This is a genomic window from Pseudomonas emilianonis, from assembly GCF_023072625.1.
GTDB classification, from domain to species: domain Bacteria; phylum Pseudomonadota; class Gammaproteobacteria; order Pseudomonadales; family Pseudomonadaceae; genus Aquipseudomonas; species Aquipseudomonas paraveronii.
In genome coordinates, this window is the sequence record NZ_JAKNRV010000097.1 from 1 (window position 1) to 15,881 (window position 15,881).

Genomic DNA, 15,881 nt, shown 5'->3' on the forward strand with positions numbered 1-15,881 from the left:
CTGGCGCAGGCCAGGCCGATGCCGGCAGCGCCGCCGGTGATCACCGCGCAACGGCCGCTGAGGTCGAAGGCTTGGTTCCAGAATCCAGACATGCATGACTCCTCTTTCAATAGCACTGGAGATTCAATGTGGGAGGGGGCTTGCTCCCGATGGCGGTGTGTCAGTCACCTGATCTATCACTGTTACACCGCTATCGGGGGCAAGCCCCCTCCCACACTTGCTCCCACATTTGACTGTATTTCAAGCCAATGACTACTTGCCGCCGCTGACTTGTTGGTACAGCGCGTCGGCGTTGGCGTTGGTCACCGGTACCCACGGCAGGATGTAGGTCTTGGCGGTGCCGTCGGCCCATTTCACGTCCTTGGCATAGCGCTCCCAGATCACCGATTGCGGCTTGTAGTCCTTGCCGGCGAGGGCGCGCAACGCCACGTCCAATGCGCCTTGGGACTGGGCCTGGGCGTCCTGGAGGAAGGTGGTGACTTCGTCTTTCTTCGCTGCCTGGATTGCATCCGGCATGCCGTCGATCGAGGTGACGGGCACGTCCTTGGATGTCAGTCCGTGGGATTTCAGGGCCTGCACGGCGCCGAGGGCCATGTCGTCGTTCTGCGCAATCACGCCGTTGATGCCTTTGGGGTGAGCGTTGAGCCAGTCTTCGGTCAGCGCCAGGGCCTGGGCGCGGTCCCAGTTGGCGGTTTTTTTCTCGATGATCTTGATGTCGGGGTGCTTGCCGAGCACTTCCAGCTCGCCTTTTTCCCGGTCGATCTGTGCCGACTGGCCGATCGGGCCCTGGATGATCACCACGTTGCCCTTGCCGTTGAGCTTGTCGACCATGGCCTGGGCCTGCAGGCGGCCGCCTTCCACGTCATCGTTGCCCACGTAAGGCACGGCGGCGTCGGCGACTTTTGTATTGGACGCGATCACCACCACGTCGCTGCTCATGGCCTGCTTCACGGTGCCGACGCCCGCCTTGGTGTCGATGGGCACGAACAGAATCGCGTCGTAGTGCTGGGTCACCATGTTTTCGATCTGGTTGTTCTGCGTCAGGGCGTCGTAGTTGCCGTCGAACACGGTCAATTGCACGGTGCCGTCCTTGACCGCCGGGTGTTCCTTGAGCTCGCGGACCCAGTTCTGCATGAACTGACCCTTGAGGCCGTAGACGGCTGCGCCGACCTTGTAGGTCTTGCCGTCGGCGGCCAGGGCGATACTGCTGGCGAGCAGGGAGAGGGCCGCCACGGCGGCCAGGGTGGTACCAAGTTTCATGAGGGGAACTCCGTTATTGTTGTAGTAGGGTCGTTCTCTAGCGTTTTTTCTTGCGCCACACGTCGATCAGTACTGCAAACACGATAATCAGGCCCTTGGCGACCTGCTGGTAATAGGACGACACGCCGAGCAGGTTCAGCCCGTTGTTGATCACACCAATCAGCAGCGCGCCGAACAGCGTGCCGACAATGCTGCCGGTGCCGCCCGACAGGCTGGTGCCGCCGATGACCACGGCGGCAATCGCGTCCAGCTCGTAGGACGCCCCGGCCTGGGGCAGGGCGGAAGTGGTGCGCGCCGACAACACCACGCCGGCCAGCCCTGCGAGCAGGCCCGAGACCACGTACACCGAAAACATCACCTTGCGCACGCCGATGCCGGAGGTGCGCGCGCTTTTTTCATTGCCGCCTACCGCGTACACATAGCGGCCGTAGGTGGTGTAGCGCAGCACCATCCAGAAGATCAGCGCGACCACGGCAAAGATGATGATCGGGATGCCGATCGGGCCGATCTTGCCGATACCCAGCGCCAGGTACGCGTCGGGCAGGTCGGTGATCGGGCTGCCGTCGTTGAGGATGAAGGTCATGCCCCGCGCAATGCTGAGCATGCCGAGGGTGGCCACGAACGGCGGGATCGACAGGTTGGCGACCATGAAGCCATTCACCACGCCGAGCATCGCCCCGGCGAACATCCCGGCGCTCACCGCCGCCAGCAGGCCGTAACCCTGGGTCGCGACCATGGCGCTGCACAGCCCGGCAAACGCCAGGATCGAACCCACGGACAGGTCGATGCCCTTGGTCAGAATCACGTAGGTCATGCCCACGGCGAGGATGCCGTTGATGGAGGTCTGGCGCAGGATGTCCATCCAGTTGCGCCAGGTCATGAAGTATTCGCTGGAAAACGCCATCACCACGCACAGCAGGATAAACACCAGCGGCAGGCCGAAGCGGTCCAGGGACAAACGCAGGCGGTGACGCGGCGTGGCGGTGAGGGGGGAGGCAAGGGTTTTGGCGTTCATGAGGCAAGACTCAGCAAGGCTTCCTGGGAAAGAGCGGTGTCGGTGCTGATGGTCACCAGTCGGCCGCCTTTGAATACAGCGATGCGATCGCTTAAGTGCAACAGTTCCGGCGCTTCCGACGACACCACGATGGCGGCGCCGCCGGCACGCACGAACTGGTCGAGCAGGTGGTAGATCTCCTGCTTGGCGCCTTCGTCGATGCCGCGAGTGGGCTCATCGCACAGCAGGCACACCGGTTCGGTCGACAGGCATTTGGCGAGCACGACTTTCTGCTGGTTGCCGCCGCTCATGGAGGCCACGGGCAGCTCCAGGGAGGTGGTCTTGATCTGCAGGCGCTTGACCATGTCCTGGGCCAATTGGGTTTCCTTGCGTGCATTGATCAACGACCAGCTCGACAGGCGTTTGTAGGCCGACAGCGCAATGTTTGACAGAATGCTGCTGCTCAGCACCAGGCCGCTGTCTTTGCGGTCTTCGGTGACCAGCGACATACCGGCATCGATGGTCGCCTTGGGCAGCCCGATCGGCATGGGTTTGCCTTGCAGGGTGACGCTGCCGGAATCGGCCACCGTCAGCCCATAAATGCAATTGAGGAACTCACTGCGCCCCGAGCCCATCAGGCCATAGATGCCGAGGATCTCGCCCTGGCGCAGTTGCAGGCTGATGTCGTGGAACTCGCCTTTGCGGCTCAGGTTGTCGACCTGCAGGCAGGTGGCGGCGGCGCACTCGCGGCCGACCTTGTGGTCGATGCGCGTCAGTTCCTGGCCGACGATGCCGCGCACCAAATGGTCGCGGTCGATATCCGCCATGCGCCCGCTTTCCACGAAGGCGCCGTCGCGGAAGATGCTGTAGTCATCGGCGATCTGCGCCAGTTCGCTCAAGCGGTGCGACACATACACGATGCCGGCGCCACGGGCGGTGAGGCGGCGGATTGCCTTGAACAACGTCTGCGCTTCGTGCTCGCCGATGGCCGAGGTGGGTTCGTCCATGATCATCACCTGGCAGTCATGACTGAATGCCTTGGCGATTTCCACCAGTTGGATTTGCGCCACGCTGAGGCGATGCATCGGGCTGCTGGCGTCGACGTCGAACTCCAGGCTTTCGAGCAGCTCGCGGGTGCGCCGGTTCAGCGCCTTGTTGTCGACGATGCAGCCGGCGCGGCGCGGTTCGCGGCCCAGCCAGATATTTTCGGCGACGCTCATGTAGGGGATGGGTTCCAGCTCTTGGGTGATCATCGCGATCCCCGACGCCAGGGCTTCACTCGGGCGGTTGAACTGCACCGCTGTGCCGTTGAGCAGAATGGTACCGGCGTCACGCGCGGTGATGCCCATCAGGATGCTCAGAAACGTCGACTTGCCCGCGCCATTGCCGCCGCACAGCGCGTGGACGCTGCCAGCCCGCAGAGAGAGGCGCCCGTCACGCAGGGCAGGGATACCGGCGTAAGCCTTGGCGACGTGTTCAGCCTGGAGCAGTAATGGCGTGGCCATCGGCGTGTCCTCGTGCTGTGAATTCTTATTAGGTCGCACAGTCATGTTTCGCTTTGAGCATATGTGTATCAAATGAAATTCTGATCAGTCAATCTCTTTCATGTAAAAGCTGTGATTCTCATCGTTAGCCTCAATAACGCCTTTTTAGACGGCTTTGACTGCCGAGTCAGTTAAATCATGCTTGACATAGGGGGGTGGTTGCCCGCGAAATGCCTGAACGATATTTCACTGACTGATCATATGATCGGTCATAAGCACGACCTCGGCAGCGGAGCCAGACGCCATGAACACACCTTTCCCGGTGGCTATCGGATGCGATGAAGCGGGTTTTGAGCTCAAAGAGTTGTTAAAGCGCCATATCGAGGCGCTGGGTCACCCGGTGACCGACTTCGGCACCCATTCCACCGCGCCAGTGCTTTATCCGGATATCGCCCTGGCCGTGGCCAATGCCATCAATGCCGGGCAGCAGCGCCTGGGGGTACTGGTGTGCGGCACCGGGATCGGCATGGCCATCTCGGCGAACAAGGTGCTGGGGATTCGCGCGGCCCAGGCCCATGACACGTACTCGGCGGAGCGTGCGCGCAAGAGCAACGATGCGCAGATCCTGTCCATCGGCGCGCGGGTGATCGGCGCGGAGCTGGCCAAGAGCATCGTCACCGCGTTCCTCGCGTCAGAGTTCGAGGCGGCGCGTTCCGGGGCCAAGGTCGAGCGCATCAATGCGATTGAGCGCGATGGGCATCAGTAGTAGACGTGGCGGGGCAAGAGTCGGGAGAATGCGCCTTTGACGCCGAAACGGAAGCCCGTCCCCATGAGTGACAGTACCCAGCGCATGGCCAGTGATATCGATCAGATGACCGAAGTGGCGATGCTCTATTACCTCGAGAACGTCACTCAGGAAGCCATCGCCAAGCGCTTTGACCTGTCGCGGGCAAAAGTCAGTCGCCTGCTCAAACGTGCGCGCGACGAGGGCATTGTCGAAGTGCGCGTGTTGCAGCACCCGGCGATGAACAATGAGCTGGAACGTGCCCTGGTGGAGCGCTTCAAGCTCGACCGCGCGCTGATCGCCGTCGACCACAGCGACCCCGACACCCAGCGCTCGGCCGTCGCCAGCCTGGTGGCCAATTACCTGAACAAGACGTTGAGCGACGGCATGATCGTCGCCGTGGGCATGGGCCGTAACGTTGGCGCGGTGGCTGATAACGTGTTCCTGCCGGTGACGCGCAATTGCACATTTGTCTGCGCCATCGGCGGTTCGCTCAAGGCCGGCGAATACATGAACCCCGACCATATCTGCCGGCGCCTGGCCCTGCGCTTTGGCGGCGAGAGTGAAAGTCTGTACGCGCCGGCCCTGGTGGCCAACCCGGAACTGCGTGGCGTGCTGATCAATAACGACACGGTGCGCTCGACCCTGGATCGCGCGCGGCGGGCGGACATTGCGCTGATTGGTATCGGCGACATGAGCGAGAACAGCAATATGGTGCGTATGGGCTGGTTCTCGCCCCAGGAGATTGCCCAAGCGCGGTTGTCCGGCACGGTGGGCGACATGATGGGTTATGACTTTATCGATATCCACGGGCAGCCGGCGGTCAACGCCATTCAGGGGCGGGTGATCGGGCTGACGGTGCAGGAGTTGTTCCGGATTCCGGATGTGGTGGCGATTGCCAGTGAGAACACCAAGGCGGCGGCGACGCTGGGGGCGTTGCGGTCGGGGGTGATCAATACCCTCGCGACCACGGTGACTAATGCTCATACCATATTGGCGCTGGATGAAGCGACCCGTAAAGCCTGACACGCCACGGGTTAAAGTGTGGGAGGGGGTGTGTGGGCTTTGGGGACAGGTTTTGTAATAGTTTTGTGTTGTAGGGAATTTGTGTTTCGACTGTAGGATTCAAGTCCTTTTGTTAATTCAGGACTTGCATGAACGCCCTCTTGGAGCCTCCCAGTCGTCTTTCCCCAAGACAACCGCTGTTGCTGTTCCCGCTGAAGCACCCCGTATTCCAACTGCTAACCCTGTCCCGGTCCCCTGACCGCGCTTTGCCGTGCCCGGCATTCTGAACACCGATAAAGAGACTCTATAAATGGAATGGTTAGCGGACCCCACGGCCTGGCTCGGCCTGTTGACGTTGATTGTGTTGGAACTGGTGCTGGGCATCGACAACCTGGTGTTTATCGCGATCCTGGCGGACAAGTTGCCGCCGGAGCAGCGCGACCGTGCGCGGTTGATCGGGTTGTCCCTGGCTTTGCTGATGCGCCTGGGCTTGCTGGCGAGTATTTCCTGGTTGGTGACCCTCACCCAGCCGTTGTTCGAGGTGTTCGACAAGAGCTTCTCCGGGCGTGACCTGATCATGCTGTTTGGCGGTGTGTTCCTGTTGTTCAAGGCCACCATGGAATTGCATGAACGCCTTGAAGGCCATGTGGCGCAACGCTCGGGCAATGTGGCCTATGCGATGTTCTGGCCAATCGTCGCGCAGATCGTGGTGCTCGACGCGGTGTTCTCCCTCGACGCGGTGATTACCGCCGTGGGCATGGTCGATGAGCTGGCGGTGATGATGATCGCGGTGATCATTTCCATCGGCCTGATGATTGTCGCGAGCAAGCCGCTGACCCGTTTCGTCAACGCGCACCCGACGGTGATCATGCTGTGCCTGGGCTTCTTGATGATGATCGGTTTCGCCCTGACCGCCGAAGGCCTGGGCTTCCACATTCCGAAGGGTTACCTGTACGCGGCGATTGGTTTCTCGATCCTGATCGAGGTGTTCAACCAGATTGCCCGGGCTCGGCGTAAGAAGGCAGCACAAGGCGTATTGCCCGTGCGCGAGCGCACCGCCCATGCGGTGATGCGCTTGCTCGGCGGTCGCAGCCTGGCAGAGGAAGAGGTGGGCGAAGAGGTGGCCGACCTGTTGGGTGAGCCGGATGTGACTCAGGGCCCGCTGTTTGATCGACGTGAGCGGGTGATGATCAGCGGAGTGCTGCAACTGGCCGAACGGCCGATCCGCACCTTGATGACGCCACGGGCCAAGGTCGACTTTATCGACTTGGCGGACGATCCCGACACTATCCGCCTGAAACTGATGCGTTCGTCCTACTCGCGGCTGCCGTTGATCCGCAACGGCGCTGTCGATGAGCCATTAGGTTTTGTACAAAAAAAGGAGTTGCTCAAGGAATACCTGGCCGGCAACGAACTGAACCTTGAGCACCTGGCGCGCCGGGCGATCAATCTGCTGCAGAGCTGCTCGATCCTCAACGCCCTGGAGCAGATGCGCCAGGCCTCGACCCACATCGCCTTCGTGATCAACGAGCGCGGTGATTTCATCGGCGTGTTGAGCATGACCGACATCCTTGAGTCCATCGCCGGTGAATTGCCGGATGCCACGGGGCATGCAGGTTTTCCGGGTGCCTTTGCCACCGGCGTAACCGCCTAGGCTCGGGTGTACTGCTCGAAGGCTTTTTCCAGCGCGTCTTCGCGAAGGCCGGGCAGGGCGTCGAGCAGTACCTGGTCGCGGTAGATCAGCAGCATCGGGATGCGGTCGACACGCGGATGTTTGGGCGTGTTGATGCAGTCAAGGATCAAGACTTTGACCTGGCCCTTGTAACGCTCGCTGATTTGCAGGAACCGCGGCATCGCGTCACTGCATGCGCTGCAGCCATGTGAGATGAACACGACAAACACAGGCTGCGGGGTATTCAGTTCCCGTTCAAACGCAGCCTTGTCCTCAACCACGGCGTTGACATAGTTCATGGGGGCTTCTCCCGGTTGCTCATGTGCTTACGCTAGGTGGGGAGATCACCTACGTCTACTGTCAATCTTCACAGGTCACGCACACACCTGCCAACGCCGGTTCAAGGTGTGGGAGCGCGATAAAGGTGCACGGTAACGCCAGGGCGGTGCGCTCATGTGGACGTGTCACGGGGTGTGGGGCCTTGGGTAGCAAAGGGATTGCCGTTACTCGCATTACGCCTTATGCCGCATCAATATGTATGTCACTGATTTAAAACGAATTTATTCAAGGCGTATTTTTCCATTACTGCGTATGGCACACTTTCTGCTGTCTATTCCGTTGTTACATACCAAGTTCCGGTATAGCGGAATACACAACTCCTGGAGTGCTTGTCATGCATCACCGACCTTCCGTGTTCAAAGCGTGTGTTTTTCTCTTCGCCGCATCGGCTTCCCTCGCAAGCACCGTGCAGGCGGCGGGCAGCAAGCTCGATGATGTGCTCAAGCGTGGGCATCTGGTCGTGGGTACAGGCAGTACCAATGCGCCGTGGCACTTCCAGGGAGCGGATGGCAAGTTGCAGGGGTTCGATATCGACATCGGTCGCATTGTAGCCAAGGGCTTGTTCAACGACCCAAGCAAGGTCGAGTTTGTGGTGCAGTCGTCCGACGCACGGATTCCCAACCTGCTGACCGATAAGGTCGACATGAGTTGCCAGTTCATTACCGTCACCGCCAGTCGAGCGCAGCAGGTGGCGTTTACCCTGCCGTACTACCGCGAAGGCGTCGGCCTGCTGCTGCCGAACAACAGCAAATACAAGGAAATTGAAGACCTGCAAGCCGCTGGCGACGGCGTCACCGTGGCCGTGCTGCAAAACGTGTACGCCGAAGAACTGGTGCACCAGGCGCTGCCCAAGGCCAAGGTCGACCAGTACGACAGCGTTGACCTGATGTACCAGGCGGTGAACTCCGGCCGCGCCGATGCCGCCGCTACCGACCAGTCTTCGGTCAAATACCTGATGGTGCAGAACCCTGGCCGCTACCGCAGCCCGGCCTACGCCTGGAGCCCGCAAACCTACGCGTGCGCGGTCAAGCGCGGCGACCAGGATTGGCTGAATTTCGTCAATACCGCGCTGCATGAAGCCATGACCGGTGTGGAATTCCCCACCTACAAGGCCTCGTTCAAGCAATGGTTCGGTGTCGACCTGCCGGAGCCTGCGATCGGTTTCCCCGTCGAGTTCAAGTGATTCGTGAAAACCGGGGCGCCGCGAACGGCGTCCCCATCAGGTACTGTCGACCATGAACTATCAGTTGAACTTTGCCGCCGTGTGGCGCGACTTCGACACCTTGCTGGCGGGGTTGTGGCTGGGCCTCGAGCTGGCGCTGCTGTCGATCGCCATCGGTTGCGTGATCGGCCTGCTGATGGCGTTTGCCATGCTGTCCAGACACCGCGCGTTGCGCATGTTGGCCTCGGTGTATGTGACGGTGGTGCGCAATACGCCGATCCTGGTGCTGATCCTGTTGATCTACTTTGCGCTGCCGAGCCTGGGCATCCGCCTGGACAAGATCCCTTCGTTCATCATCACCCTGTCGCTGTACGCCGGCGCCTACCTGACCGAAGTGTTCCGCGCCGGGCTGTTGAATATTCCCAAGGGCTTGCGCGAAGCCGGGCTGGCCATCGGCCTCGGCGAGTGGCGCATCCGCGCCTATATCACCGTGCCGGTGATGCTGCGCAACGTACTGCCGGCGCTGTCGAACAACTTCATTTCGCTGTTCAAGGACACCTCGCTGGCGGCCGCGATCGCGGTGCCGGAGCTGACTTATTACGCCCGCAAGATCAACGTCGAAAGCTACCGGGTGATTGAAACCTGGCTGGTCACGACCGCGCTCTACGTGGCTGCCTGTTACCTGATTGCCATGCTGCTCCGTTACCTGGAACAGCGTCTGGCGATCCGTCGTTAGAAGAGGCTCGCATGTACCAATCCCCCAGCTGGCTGCATGAGTTGTGGATCGCCCGGGACACCCTCTGGGCGGGGTTTCAGGCCAGCGTCTATGTCTCGGCGCTGGCGATTATCTTCGGCACCCTGATCGGCATCGTCGCCGGGTTGGTCCTGACCTACGGCAGATTCTGGATGCGCGCGCCGTTTCGGCTGTATGTCGACCTGATCCGTGGCACGCCGGTGTTTGTGCTGGTGCTGGCGTGTTTCTACATGCTGCCGGCGCTCGGTTGGCAGATCAGCGCGTTCCAGGCCGGTGCGGTCGGGCTGACGCTGTTCTGCGGCTCCCACGTCGCGGAGATCGTGCGCGGCGCGCTGCAAGCCATTCCCCGTGGGCAAATGGAAGCGGGCAAGGCGATTGGCCTGACGTTCTACCAGACCCTGGGCTACGTGCTGCTACCCCAGGCGTTGCGGCAGATCCTGCCGACCTGGGTCAATTCCTCCACGGAAATCGTCAAGGCCTCGACCCTGCTCTCGGTGATCGGCGTCGCCGAGTTGCTGCTCAGCACCCAGCAGGTGATCGCGCGCACCTTCATGACCCTGGAGTTCTACCTGTTCGCCGGTTTTTTGTTTTTTGTCATCAACTACGCCATCGAGTTATTCGGGCGCTACATTGAAAAGCGGGTGGCCTTGCCATGAACCAACCTCAAACAACCCAACCGCTGCTGGACATTCGCGGCCTGCGTAAACAATACGGCCCGGTGGAGGTGCTCAAGGGCGTCGACCTGTCCATGCAGCGCGGCAACGTGGTGACGTTGATCGGCTCCAGCGGCTCGGGCAAGACCACGCTGCTGCGCTGCGTCAACCTGCTGGAAGAATTCCAGGGCGGGCAGATCACCCTGGACGGCGAGTCCATCGGCTACAGCGACATCGCCGGCAAGCGCGTGCGCCACCCGGAGCGGGTGATCGCCCAGCACCGCGCCATGACCGGCATGGCATTCCAGCAGTTCAACCTGTTCCCGCACCTGACGGCGCTGCAGAACGTCACCTTGGGCTTGTTGAAAGTTAAGAAAATGCCTAAGGACGAAGCCGTGGCTTTGGCGGAAAAATGGTTGGACCGTGTAGGACTCTTGGAGCGCCGCAATCACTTCCCCGGCCAGTTGTCCGGCGGTCAGCAACAGCGCGTGGCCATCGCCCGTGCGATTGCGATGAACCCGAGCCTGATGCTGTTCGACGAAGTCACCTCGGCCCTCGACCCCGAACTGGTGGGCGAAGTGCTCAGCGTGATCAAGGGCCTGGCGGAAGAGGGCATGACCATGTTGTTGGTGACGCATGAGATGCGCTTTGCCTACGAAGTCTCGGACAAAATCGTCTTCATGAACCAGGGCCGCATTGAAGAGCAGGGCTCGGCGAAGGACATCTTCGAACGCCCGCAGTCGCCGCGCCTGGCGGAATTCCTGAAGAACATTCGTTTTTAACTGTCAGTCAAGGAGCACTATTTATGAGCATTACGCGTTACGGCACCGGCAGCACCGCCGGTGGTGGCCAGCCACGACCTTTCGCCCGCGCGGTGGAAGCGGACGGCTGGCTCTACGTCTCGGGCCAGGTGCCGGCGGTGGACGGTGAAATCATCAACGGTGGCATCGTCGAGCAAACTCGCCAGACGATGCGCAACGTGGTGGCGATTCTCGAAGAGGCCGGCTACGCATTGAAAGACGTGGTGCGCGTCGGCGTCTGGCTGGAAGACCCGCGGGACTTCTGGAGCTTCAACAAAGTCTTCGGCGAATACTTCACCCCCGAACACGCCCCGGCGCGCGCCTGCGTGCAGGCCAACATGATGGTGGATTGCAAGGTCGAGATCGATTGCGTGGCCTACAAGAAAAAGGGCTAAATGCCCGCATCTCAAGACCACATCAAATCCAATGTGGGAGGGGGCTTGCCCCCGATAGCGGTGTATCAGCAACAGATGTGTCTACTGGCACACCGCCATCGGGGGCAAGCCCCCTCCCACAAGGGATCACCGTGCAGCACACACCTTTCAGCGGACCGAAACTCCCATGACCGAAGACACCATCAAACGCCGCGCCAAAGGCCTGGACCGTGCATTCGACATCCTCGACTTCCTCAAGGAAATCGGCCAGCCCCTGCGCCCGAATGATATTGCCAGCGGCATCGGCAGCCCCAAGTCCACGGTCTACGAGTTGGTCGCTTCCTTACTGGAACGCCGCATCCTGGAAACCGTGGGCAAGGACGGGCATGTCTACCTCGGCCGCCAGCTGTACTTCCTCGGCCAGGCGCACCTGCGCCATTTCGACCTGACCCGCGAGGCCGACCATGCCTTGCAGGCGATCGTCAGCCAGACCCACGAAACCGCGCAGATGTGCCTGCTCAACGGGCGAAAATACACGGTGGCGCTGATGCGTGAAGGCGAGCGGCATTTCCGGATTTCCTCGGACATCGGCGAAAACGCACCGATCCCGTGGACCGCGTCCGGGCGCCTGTTACTGGGGCACTTGAGCGACCAGCAGATCGTCGACCTGATCGACCCTGACGACTTCATCCTGCCGGACGGCCAGCGCTTGCCGCTGGAGACCTTCCTCGCGCAGATCCGTCAGGCCAGCACCGAGGGCTTCTTTTCCTTCGACAGCGTGGCCGACACCTTTACCCATTGCTTTGCCGCCCCGGTCCGGGACGCGCAGGGCGTGAGCATTGCGACCCTGTGCATCGTCGCCCCCCGCGCCGATGCCAGTCAAAACTACAATGACTACCGCCGGGTGTTGATCGAAAGCGCCAACAACCTGGCCCGTCGCATCAACGAATAGGAGCTGTTCATGTCTGCCATCAACGCCGTTGCAAAAGGCGCCGCCGCTGTCGGCGCCCATCTGGTCCGTGACGTCAGCCTGCCGGCCCTGGTGCTGCACCGCGACGCCCTCGAACACAACATTCGCTGGATGCAGGCCTTTGTCAGCAACAGCGGCGCCGAGCTTGCGCCCCATGGCAAGACCAGCATGATGCCGGCCCTGTTCCAGCGCCAGATCGCCGCCGGTGCCTGGGGCATCACCCTGGCCAGCGCGGTACAGACCCGCGCCGCCTATGTCGGTGGCGTGCGCCGTGTGTTGATGGCCAACCAACTGGTGGGTGCGCCGAACATGGCGTTGATCGCCGACTTGCTGGCCGACGCGGACTTTGACTTTCACTGCCTGGTCGACCACCCGGACAACGTCGCCGACCTGGGCCTGTTCTTCGCCGCCCGTGGCCTGCACCTGAACGTGATGATCGAGTACGGCGTGGTCGGTGGCCGTTGTGGTTGCCGCAGCGAGCAGGCAGTGCGCGACCTGGCCAAGGCGATCAAGGCCCAGCCGGCGTTGGTGCTGACCGGTATCGAAGGCTACGAAGGCGTGATCCACGGCGAGCATGCGATCAGCGGCATCCGCGAATTCGCCGCGAGCCTGGTGCGCCTGGCCGTGGACCTGCAGAACAATGGCTCGTTCGACCTGGCCAAGCCGATCATCACCGCGTCGGGATCGGCCTGGTATGACTTGATCGCCGAGTCCTTCGAAACGCAAAACGCCGCCGGTCGTTTCCTCAGCGTGCTACGTCCCGGCAGCTATGTAGCCCATGACCACGGCATCTACAAAGACGCGCAATGCTGCGTGCTCGACCGGCGTAGCGACCTCAATGAAGGCCTGCGCCCGGCGCTGGAAGTCTGGGCCCATGTGCAATCGTTGCCTGAGCCTGGCTTCGCGGTGATCGCCCTGGGCAAACGCGATGTGGCTTACGACGCTGGTTTGCCGGTGCCGCTCAAGCGCTACAAGGCCGGGATTGTGCCGGCGCAAGGCGATGACATAAGCGCGTGCAAGGTCACAGCGGTGATGGACCAACACGCGTTCATGAGCGTCGCACCGGGGGTTGAACTGCGCATCGGTGACATCATTTCCTTCGGGACTTCCCACCCGTGCCTGACCTTCGACAAGTGGCAGGTCGGCTGCCTGGTGGATGAGCAACTTCAGGTGATCGAGTCCCTGCATACCTGCTTCTAGACCGCGTCGCCTCTATCGTGAGCAAACCCGCTGCGACCTTTGGGTGTGCGAACACATTCAAAGGTGGGAGCGGGCTTGCCCGCGAAGGGGCCATCAGCCGCACCGGAGACAACAGGCATGAACACCACCCCCCGCATCGCCCTCATCGGTGAATGCATGATCGAACTGCAACACCGCGCCGACGGCAGCCTGCACCAGAGCTTCGGCGGCGACACCCTGAACGCCGCGGTGTACCTACGCCGCGAGCTGGGGGCGCTCGGCAGCGTCGACTACGTCACCGCCCTGGGCGATGACAGCTTCAGCGATGCCATGTGCCAACAGTGGACCTCCGAAGACCTTGGCCTAGACATGGTCCAGCGCCTCCCCGGGCGGTTGCCGGGTTTGTACTGCATCCAGACCGACGCCAATGGCGAGCGCAAATTCCTCTACTGGCGCAACGAAGCGGCCGTGCGCGACTGCTTCACCACGGCCGCCGCTGCACCGATTTTGGCGGCGTTACCGGGCTATGACGTGGTGTATTTCAGCGGCATCACCCTGGCGGTGCTGGGGGAAGTCGGGCGTGAGCGTTTGTTGCACGCCTTGATCGAAACCCGTCGGCGCGGCGGTCGGGTGGTGTTCGACAACAACTACCGACCGCGTTTGTGGGCCAGTGTCGAGGCTGCGCGCGCGGCCTATCACAAGGTCTTGGCCGAAGTGGATATGGCCTTGCTGACCGAGGATGACGAGTGCGCGTTGTTTGGTTATACCGACAGCGAGCAGGTGTTCGCGGCGTATCCGGCAGTTGCGGAAGTCGTGCTCAAGCGCGGTGCCGAGGACTGTTTGATTCGTTGCGCAGGCCAGCGCTTTGCCGTGCCGGCGTTGAAGGTCGAGACGGTGGTAGACACCACGGCGGCGGGGGACTCGTTCAGTGCGGCGTACCTGGCCAGTCGGCTCAAGGGCGGCTCGCCGCAAGAGGCGGCCTTGGCTGGGCATCGGTTGGCGAGCCGGGTTATTCAGGTGTCGGGGGCGTTGATTCCTCGGGGGTGAATGGCCGCCTGCGGCGGATCGGGGGCAAGCCCCCTCCCACAGTTGAGCGCATTCTTCCCGATGAAATGCGCTCACTGTGGGAGGGGGCTTGCCCCCGATAGCGGTCTAAAACCAACCCCTCAATCCCGATAAAACACCTGCACCAAGTGATACCCAAACTTGCTCTTGACCGGCCCATGCACCACCCGCAGCGGCTTCTTGAAAATCACCGCATCAATCACGCCGACCATCTGCCCCGGCCGAATCTCGCCCAGATCCCCGCCGCGCTTGCCGGACGGGCAGGTGGAGTACTTCTTGGCCAGCACATCAAACGCTTCGCCCTTGGCGATGCGCTGCTTGAGCTGTTCGGCTTCTTCGCTGGTTTTCACCAGGATATGACGGGCTTGGGCTTTCATGGTTCTCTACCAAGTGTGCGACGGCGCGCGATTATGCCTTAACTGAATCATCGACGCTGATCATGCTGCGAATTTTGGTGGCGAGCAGGTCGATGGAAAACGGCTTGGCGACCATGTCCATGCCGTCCTCCAGAAGGCCCTGGCGTTCGGTGGCTTTTTGCGCATAACCGGTCATGAACAAGATGCGCAGGCCCGGGCGATGCTGGCGGGCGATTTCCGCCAGTTGCCGGCCGTTCATGCCCGGCAGGCCAACATCGGTCACCAGCAGGTCCACGCGCAAGTCCGATTCCAGCAGCGGCAAGGCCGTGCGCGCATCCGCTGCCTGGTGCGCGGTGTAGCCCAGTTCATCGAGTACATTCACCACCAGCATGCGCACGGCCGGGTCGTCCTCGACCACCACCACAGCCTCTCCGGCCAGGGCCACCGGCGCCTCACTGAGGCTGGTCGGCAGGCTGCTTTCCAGGGCGGTGCCGTGCAGGCGTGGCAAATACAAGCGCACGCAGGTGCCCTGGCCCGGTTCGCTGTGGAGGGTCACATGGCCGCCGGATTGCTGGGCGAAGCCATAGATCATCGACAGCCCGAGGCCGGTGCCCTGGCCGATAGGTTTGGTGGTGAAAAACGGATCGAAGGCCTTGGCCAGGATTTTCGGCGCCATGCCGGTGCCGTTGTCGCACACGCCGAGCATCACGTAATCACCGGCCTTGACCGGTTCCAGCGTGGTGATGTCGGTGCCGTCCAGGTAGCTGTTGGCGGTTTCGATCAGCAGTTCGCCACCTTCGGGCATGGCATCCCGGGCGTTGATCACCAGGTTGAGCAGGGCGTTTTCCAACTGGCTGGCGTCGGTGTTCACCGGCCAGATATCGTTGCCCAGTTGTACCTTGAGCGTGATGTGCGCGCCCTTGGTGCGCCGGAACAAGTCTTCCAGCGAGGCCACCAACTGGTTCGGATCGAGCGGGCGGCGGTCCAGCGACTGGCGCCGCGAGAACGCGAGCAGGCGGTGGGTGAGGGC

At 61.7% G+C, this 15,881-nt stretch carries 16 protein-coding genes and 2 pseudogenes; 11 read left to right on the forward strand and 7 right to left on the reverse strand.

Annotated elements, in window-relative coordinates:
* From L9Z73_RS12520 to L9Z73_RS12535, 4 genes and pseudogenes are all read right to left on the reverse strand, one after another.
* Positions 1-92, reverse strand: a pseudogene (locus L9Z73_RS12520) (short-chain dehydrogenase); the annotation flags it as partial.
* A 160-nt stretch (positions 93-252) separates the two neighbouring features.
* Positions 253-1,260: a substrate-binding domain-containing protein gene (locus L9Z73_RS12525; RefSeq protein WP_247401261.1), complete on the reverse strand. Its 1,008-nt coding sequence runs from the start codon at positions 1,258-1,260 to the stop codon at positions 253-255.
* Positions 1,261-1,297: 37 nt separating this feature from the next.
* A complete protein-coding gene (locus L9Z73_RS12530) occupies positions 1,298-2,275 on the reverse strand; it encodes an ABC transporter permease (RefSeq protein ID WP_247401276.1) in 978 nt (325 codons plus the stop codon).
* Positions 2,272-3,759: a sugar ABC transporter ATP-binding protein gene (locus L9Z73_RS12535; protein WP_247401279.1), complete on the reverse strand. Its 1,488-nt coding sequence runs from the start codon at positions 3,757-3,759 to the stop codon at positions 2,272-2,274. The genes L9Z73_RS12530 and L9Z73_RS12535 overlap by 4 nt, the downstream gene beginning before the upstream one ends.
* Positions 3,760-4,042: 283 nt before the next feature.
* Between L9Z73_RS12535 and rpiB the strand changes: the two genes are divergently transcribed.
* From rpiB to L9Z73_RS12550, 3 genes and pseudogenes are all read left to right on the forward strand, one after another.
* The gene (rpiB, locus tag L9Z73_RS12540; RefSeq protein ID WP_247401295.1) at positions 4,043-4,504 is read left to right on the forward strand and encodes a ribose 5-phosphate isomerase B; all 462 of its coding nucleotides are present in this window, start codon (positions 4,043-4,045) and stop codon (positions 4,502-4,504) included.
* Positions 4,505-4,567: 63 nt separating this feature from the next.
* Complete coding sequence (locus L9Z73_RS12545) at positions 4,568-5,548, forward strand: sugar-binding transcriptional regulator (RefSeq protein WP_247401298.1); 981 nt, start codon at positions 4,568-4,570, stop codon at positions 5,546-5,548.
* Positions 5,549-5,837: 289 nt separating this feature from the next.
* Positions 5,838-7,133 (forward strand): annotated as a pseudogene (locus L9Z73_RS12550) (TerC family protein); the annotation flags it as partial.
* A gap of 44 nt (positions 7,134-7,177) precedes the next feature.
* Here the strand turns inward: L9Z73_RS12550 and L9Z73_RS12555 are convergent.
* Entirely contained in the window at positions 7,178-7,498 is a 321-nt protein-coding gene (locus L9Z73_RS12555) for a thioredoxin family protein (RefSeq protein ID WP_247401301.1), read from the reverse strand.
* Positions 7,499-7,872: 374 nt separating this feature from the next.
* On the opposite strand from L9Z73_RS12555, the gene L9Z73_RS12560 reads away from it, so the two are divergent.
* From L9Z73_RS12560 to L9Z73_RS12595, 8 genes are all read left to right on the forward strand, one after another.
* Positions 7,873-8,721 carry a transporter substrate-binding domain-containing protein gene (locus tag L9Z73_RS12560; RefSeq protein ID WP_247401362.1) on the forward strand — a complete coding sequence of 283 codons (849 nt, stop codon included), beginning with the start codon at positions 7,873-7,875 and terminating at the stop codon, positions 8,719-8,721.
* A gap of 52 nt (positions 8,722-8,773) precedes the next feature.
* The gene (locus tag L9Z73_RS12565; RefSeq protein WP_247401364.1) at positions 8,774-9,436 is read left to right on the forward strand and encodes an amino acid ABC transporter permease; all 663 of its coding nucleotides are present in this window, start codon (positions 8,774-8,776) and stop codon (positions 9,434-9,436) included.
* 11 nt (positions 9,437-9,447) lie between these two features.
* On the forward strand, positions 9,448-10,110 hold the full coding sequence (locus tag L9Z73_RS12570) for an amino acid ABC transporter permease (RefSeq protein WP_247401372.1): 663 nt from the start codon (positions 9,448-9,450) through the stop codon (positions 10,108-10,110).
* Complete coding sequence (locus L9Z73_RS12575; RefSeq protein WP_247401375.1) at positions 10,107-10,889, forward strand: amino acid ABC transporter ATP-binding protein; 783 nt, start codon at positions 10,107-10,109, stop codon at positions 10,887-10,889. The genes L9Z73_RS12570 and L9Z73_RS12575 overlap by 4 nt, the downstream gene beginning before the upstream one ends.
* 23 nt (positions 10,890-10,912) lie before the next feature.
* Positions 10,913-11,302: a RidA family protein gene (locus L9Z73_RS12580; RefSeq protein ID WP_247401378.1), complete on the forward strand. Its 390-nt coding sequence runs from the start codon at positions 10,913-10,915 to the stop codon at positions 11,300-11,302.
* Between the two features lie 166 nt (positions 11,303-11,468).
* Positions 11,469-12,233: an IclR family transcriptional regulator gene (locus L9Z73_RS12585; protein ID WP_247401380.1), complete on the forward strand. Its 765-nt coding sequence runs from the start codon at positions 11,469-11,471 to the stop codon at positions 12,231-12,233.
* A 9-nt stretch (positions 12,234-12,242) separates the two neighbouring features.
* Positions 12,243-13,451 carry an amino acid deaminase gene (locus L9Z73_RS12590; protein ID WP_247401383.1) on the forward strand — a complete coding sequence of 403 codons (1,209 nt, stop codon included), beginning with the start codon at positions 12,243-12,245 and terminating at the stop codon, positions 13,449-13,451.
* Positions 13,452-13,568: 117 nt separating this feature from the next.
* Positions 13,569-14,477 (forward strand): sugar kinase, encoded by a 909-nt coding sequence (locus tag L9Z73_RS12595; protein ID WP_247401389.1) that lies wholly within the window; start codon positions 13,569-13,571, stop codon positions 14,475-14,477.
* A gap of 119 nt (positions 14,478-14,596) precedes the next feature.
* Here the strand turns inward: L9Z73_RS12595 and L9Z73_RS12600 are convergent, their stop codons facing one another.
* A complete protein-coding gene (locus L9Z73_RS12600; RefSeq protein WP_247401393.1) occupies positions 14,597-14,872 on the reverse strand; it encodes a peptidylprolyl isomerase in 276 nt (91 codons plus the stop codon).
* Positions 14,873-14,903: 31 nt separating this feature from the next.
* Positions 14,904-15,881, reverse strand: a 978-nt coding sequence (locus L9Z73_RS12605; protein ID WP_247401396.1) for an ATP-binding protein, incomplete at its 5' end; no start/stop codon positions are given.

Bases quoted from the DNA above. Each gene is read 5' to 3' on its own strand.
- L9Z73_RS12560 (WP_247401362.1), top strand. From the start codon at position 7,873: ATGCATCACCGACCTTCCGTGTTCAAAGCGTGTGTTTTTCTCTTCGCC.
- L9Z73_RS12565 (WP_247401364.1), top strand. From the start codon at position 8,774: ATGAACTATCAGTTGAACTTTGCCGCCGTGTGGCGCGACTTCGACACC.
- L9Z73_RS12525 (WP_247401261.1), bottom strand. From the start codon at position 1,260: ATGAAACTTGGTACCACCCTGGCCGCCGTGGCGGCCCTCTCCCTGCTC.
- L9Z73_RS12585 (WP_247401380.1), top strand. From the start codon at position 11,469: ATGACCGAAGACACCATCAAACGCCGCGCCAAAGGCCTGGACCGTGCA.
- L9Z73_RS12595 (WP_247401389.1), top strand. From the start codon at position 13,569: ATGAACACCACCCCCCGCATCGCCCTCATCGGTGAATGCATGATCGAA.
- L9Z73_RS12600 (WP_247401393.1), bottom strand. From the start codon at position 14,872: ATGAAAGCCCAAGCCCGTCATATCCTGGTGAAAACCAGCGAAGAAGCC.
- rpiB (WP_247401295.1), top strand. From the start codon at position 4,043: ATGAACACACCTTTCCCGGTGGCTATCGGATGCGATGAAGCGGGTTTT.
- L9Z73_RS12575 (WP_247401375.1), top strand. From the start codon at position 10,107: ATGAACCAACCTCAAACAACCCAACCGCTGCTGGACATTCGCGGCCTG.
- L9Z73_RS12590 (WP_247401383.1), top strand. From the start codon at position 12,243: ATGTCTGCCATCAACGCCGTTGCAAAAGGCGCCGCCGCTGTCGGCGCC.
- L9Z73_RS12555 (WP_247401301.1), bottom strand. From the start codon at position 7,498: ATGAACTATGTCAACGCCGTGGTTGAGGACAAGGCTGCGTTTGAACGG.
- L9Z73_RS12570 (WP_247401372.1), top strand. From the start codon at position 9,448: ATGTACCAATCCCCCAGCTGGCTGCATGAGTTGTGGATCGCCCGGGAC.
- L9Z73_RS12545 (WP_247401298.1), top strand. From the start codon at position 4,568: ATGAGTGACAGTACCCAGCGCATGGCCAGTGATATCGATCAGATGACC.
- L9Z73_RS12535 (WP_247401279.1), bottom strand. From the start codon at position 3,759: ATGGCCACGCCATTACTGCTCCAGGCTGAACACGTCGCCAAGGCTTAC.
- L9Z73_RS12580 (WP_247401378.1), top strand. From the start codon at position 10,913: ATGAGCATTACGCGTTACGGCACCGGCAGCACCGCCGGTGGTGGCCAG.
- L9Z73_RS12530 (WP_247401276.1), bottom strand. From the start codon at position 2,275: ATGAACGCCAAAACCCTTGCCTCCCCCCTCACCGCCACGCCGCGTCAC.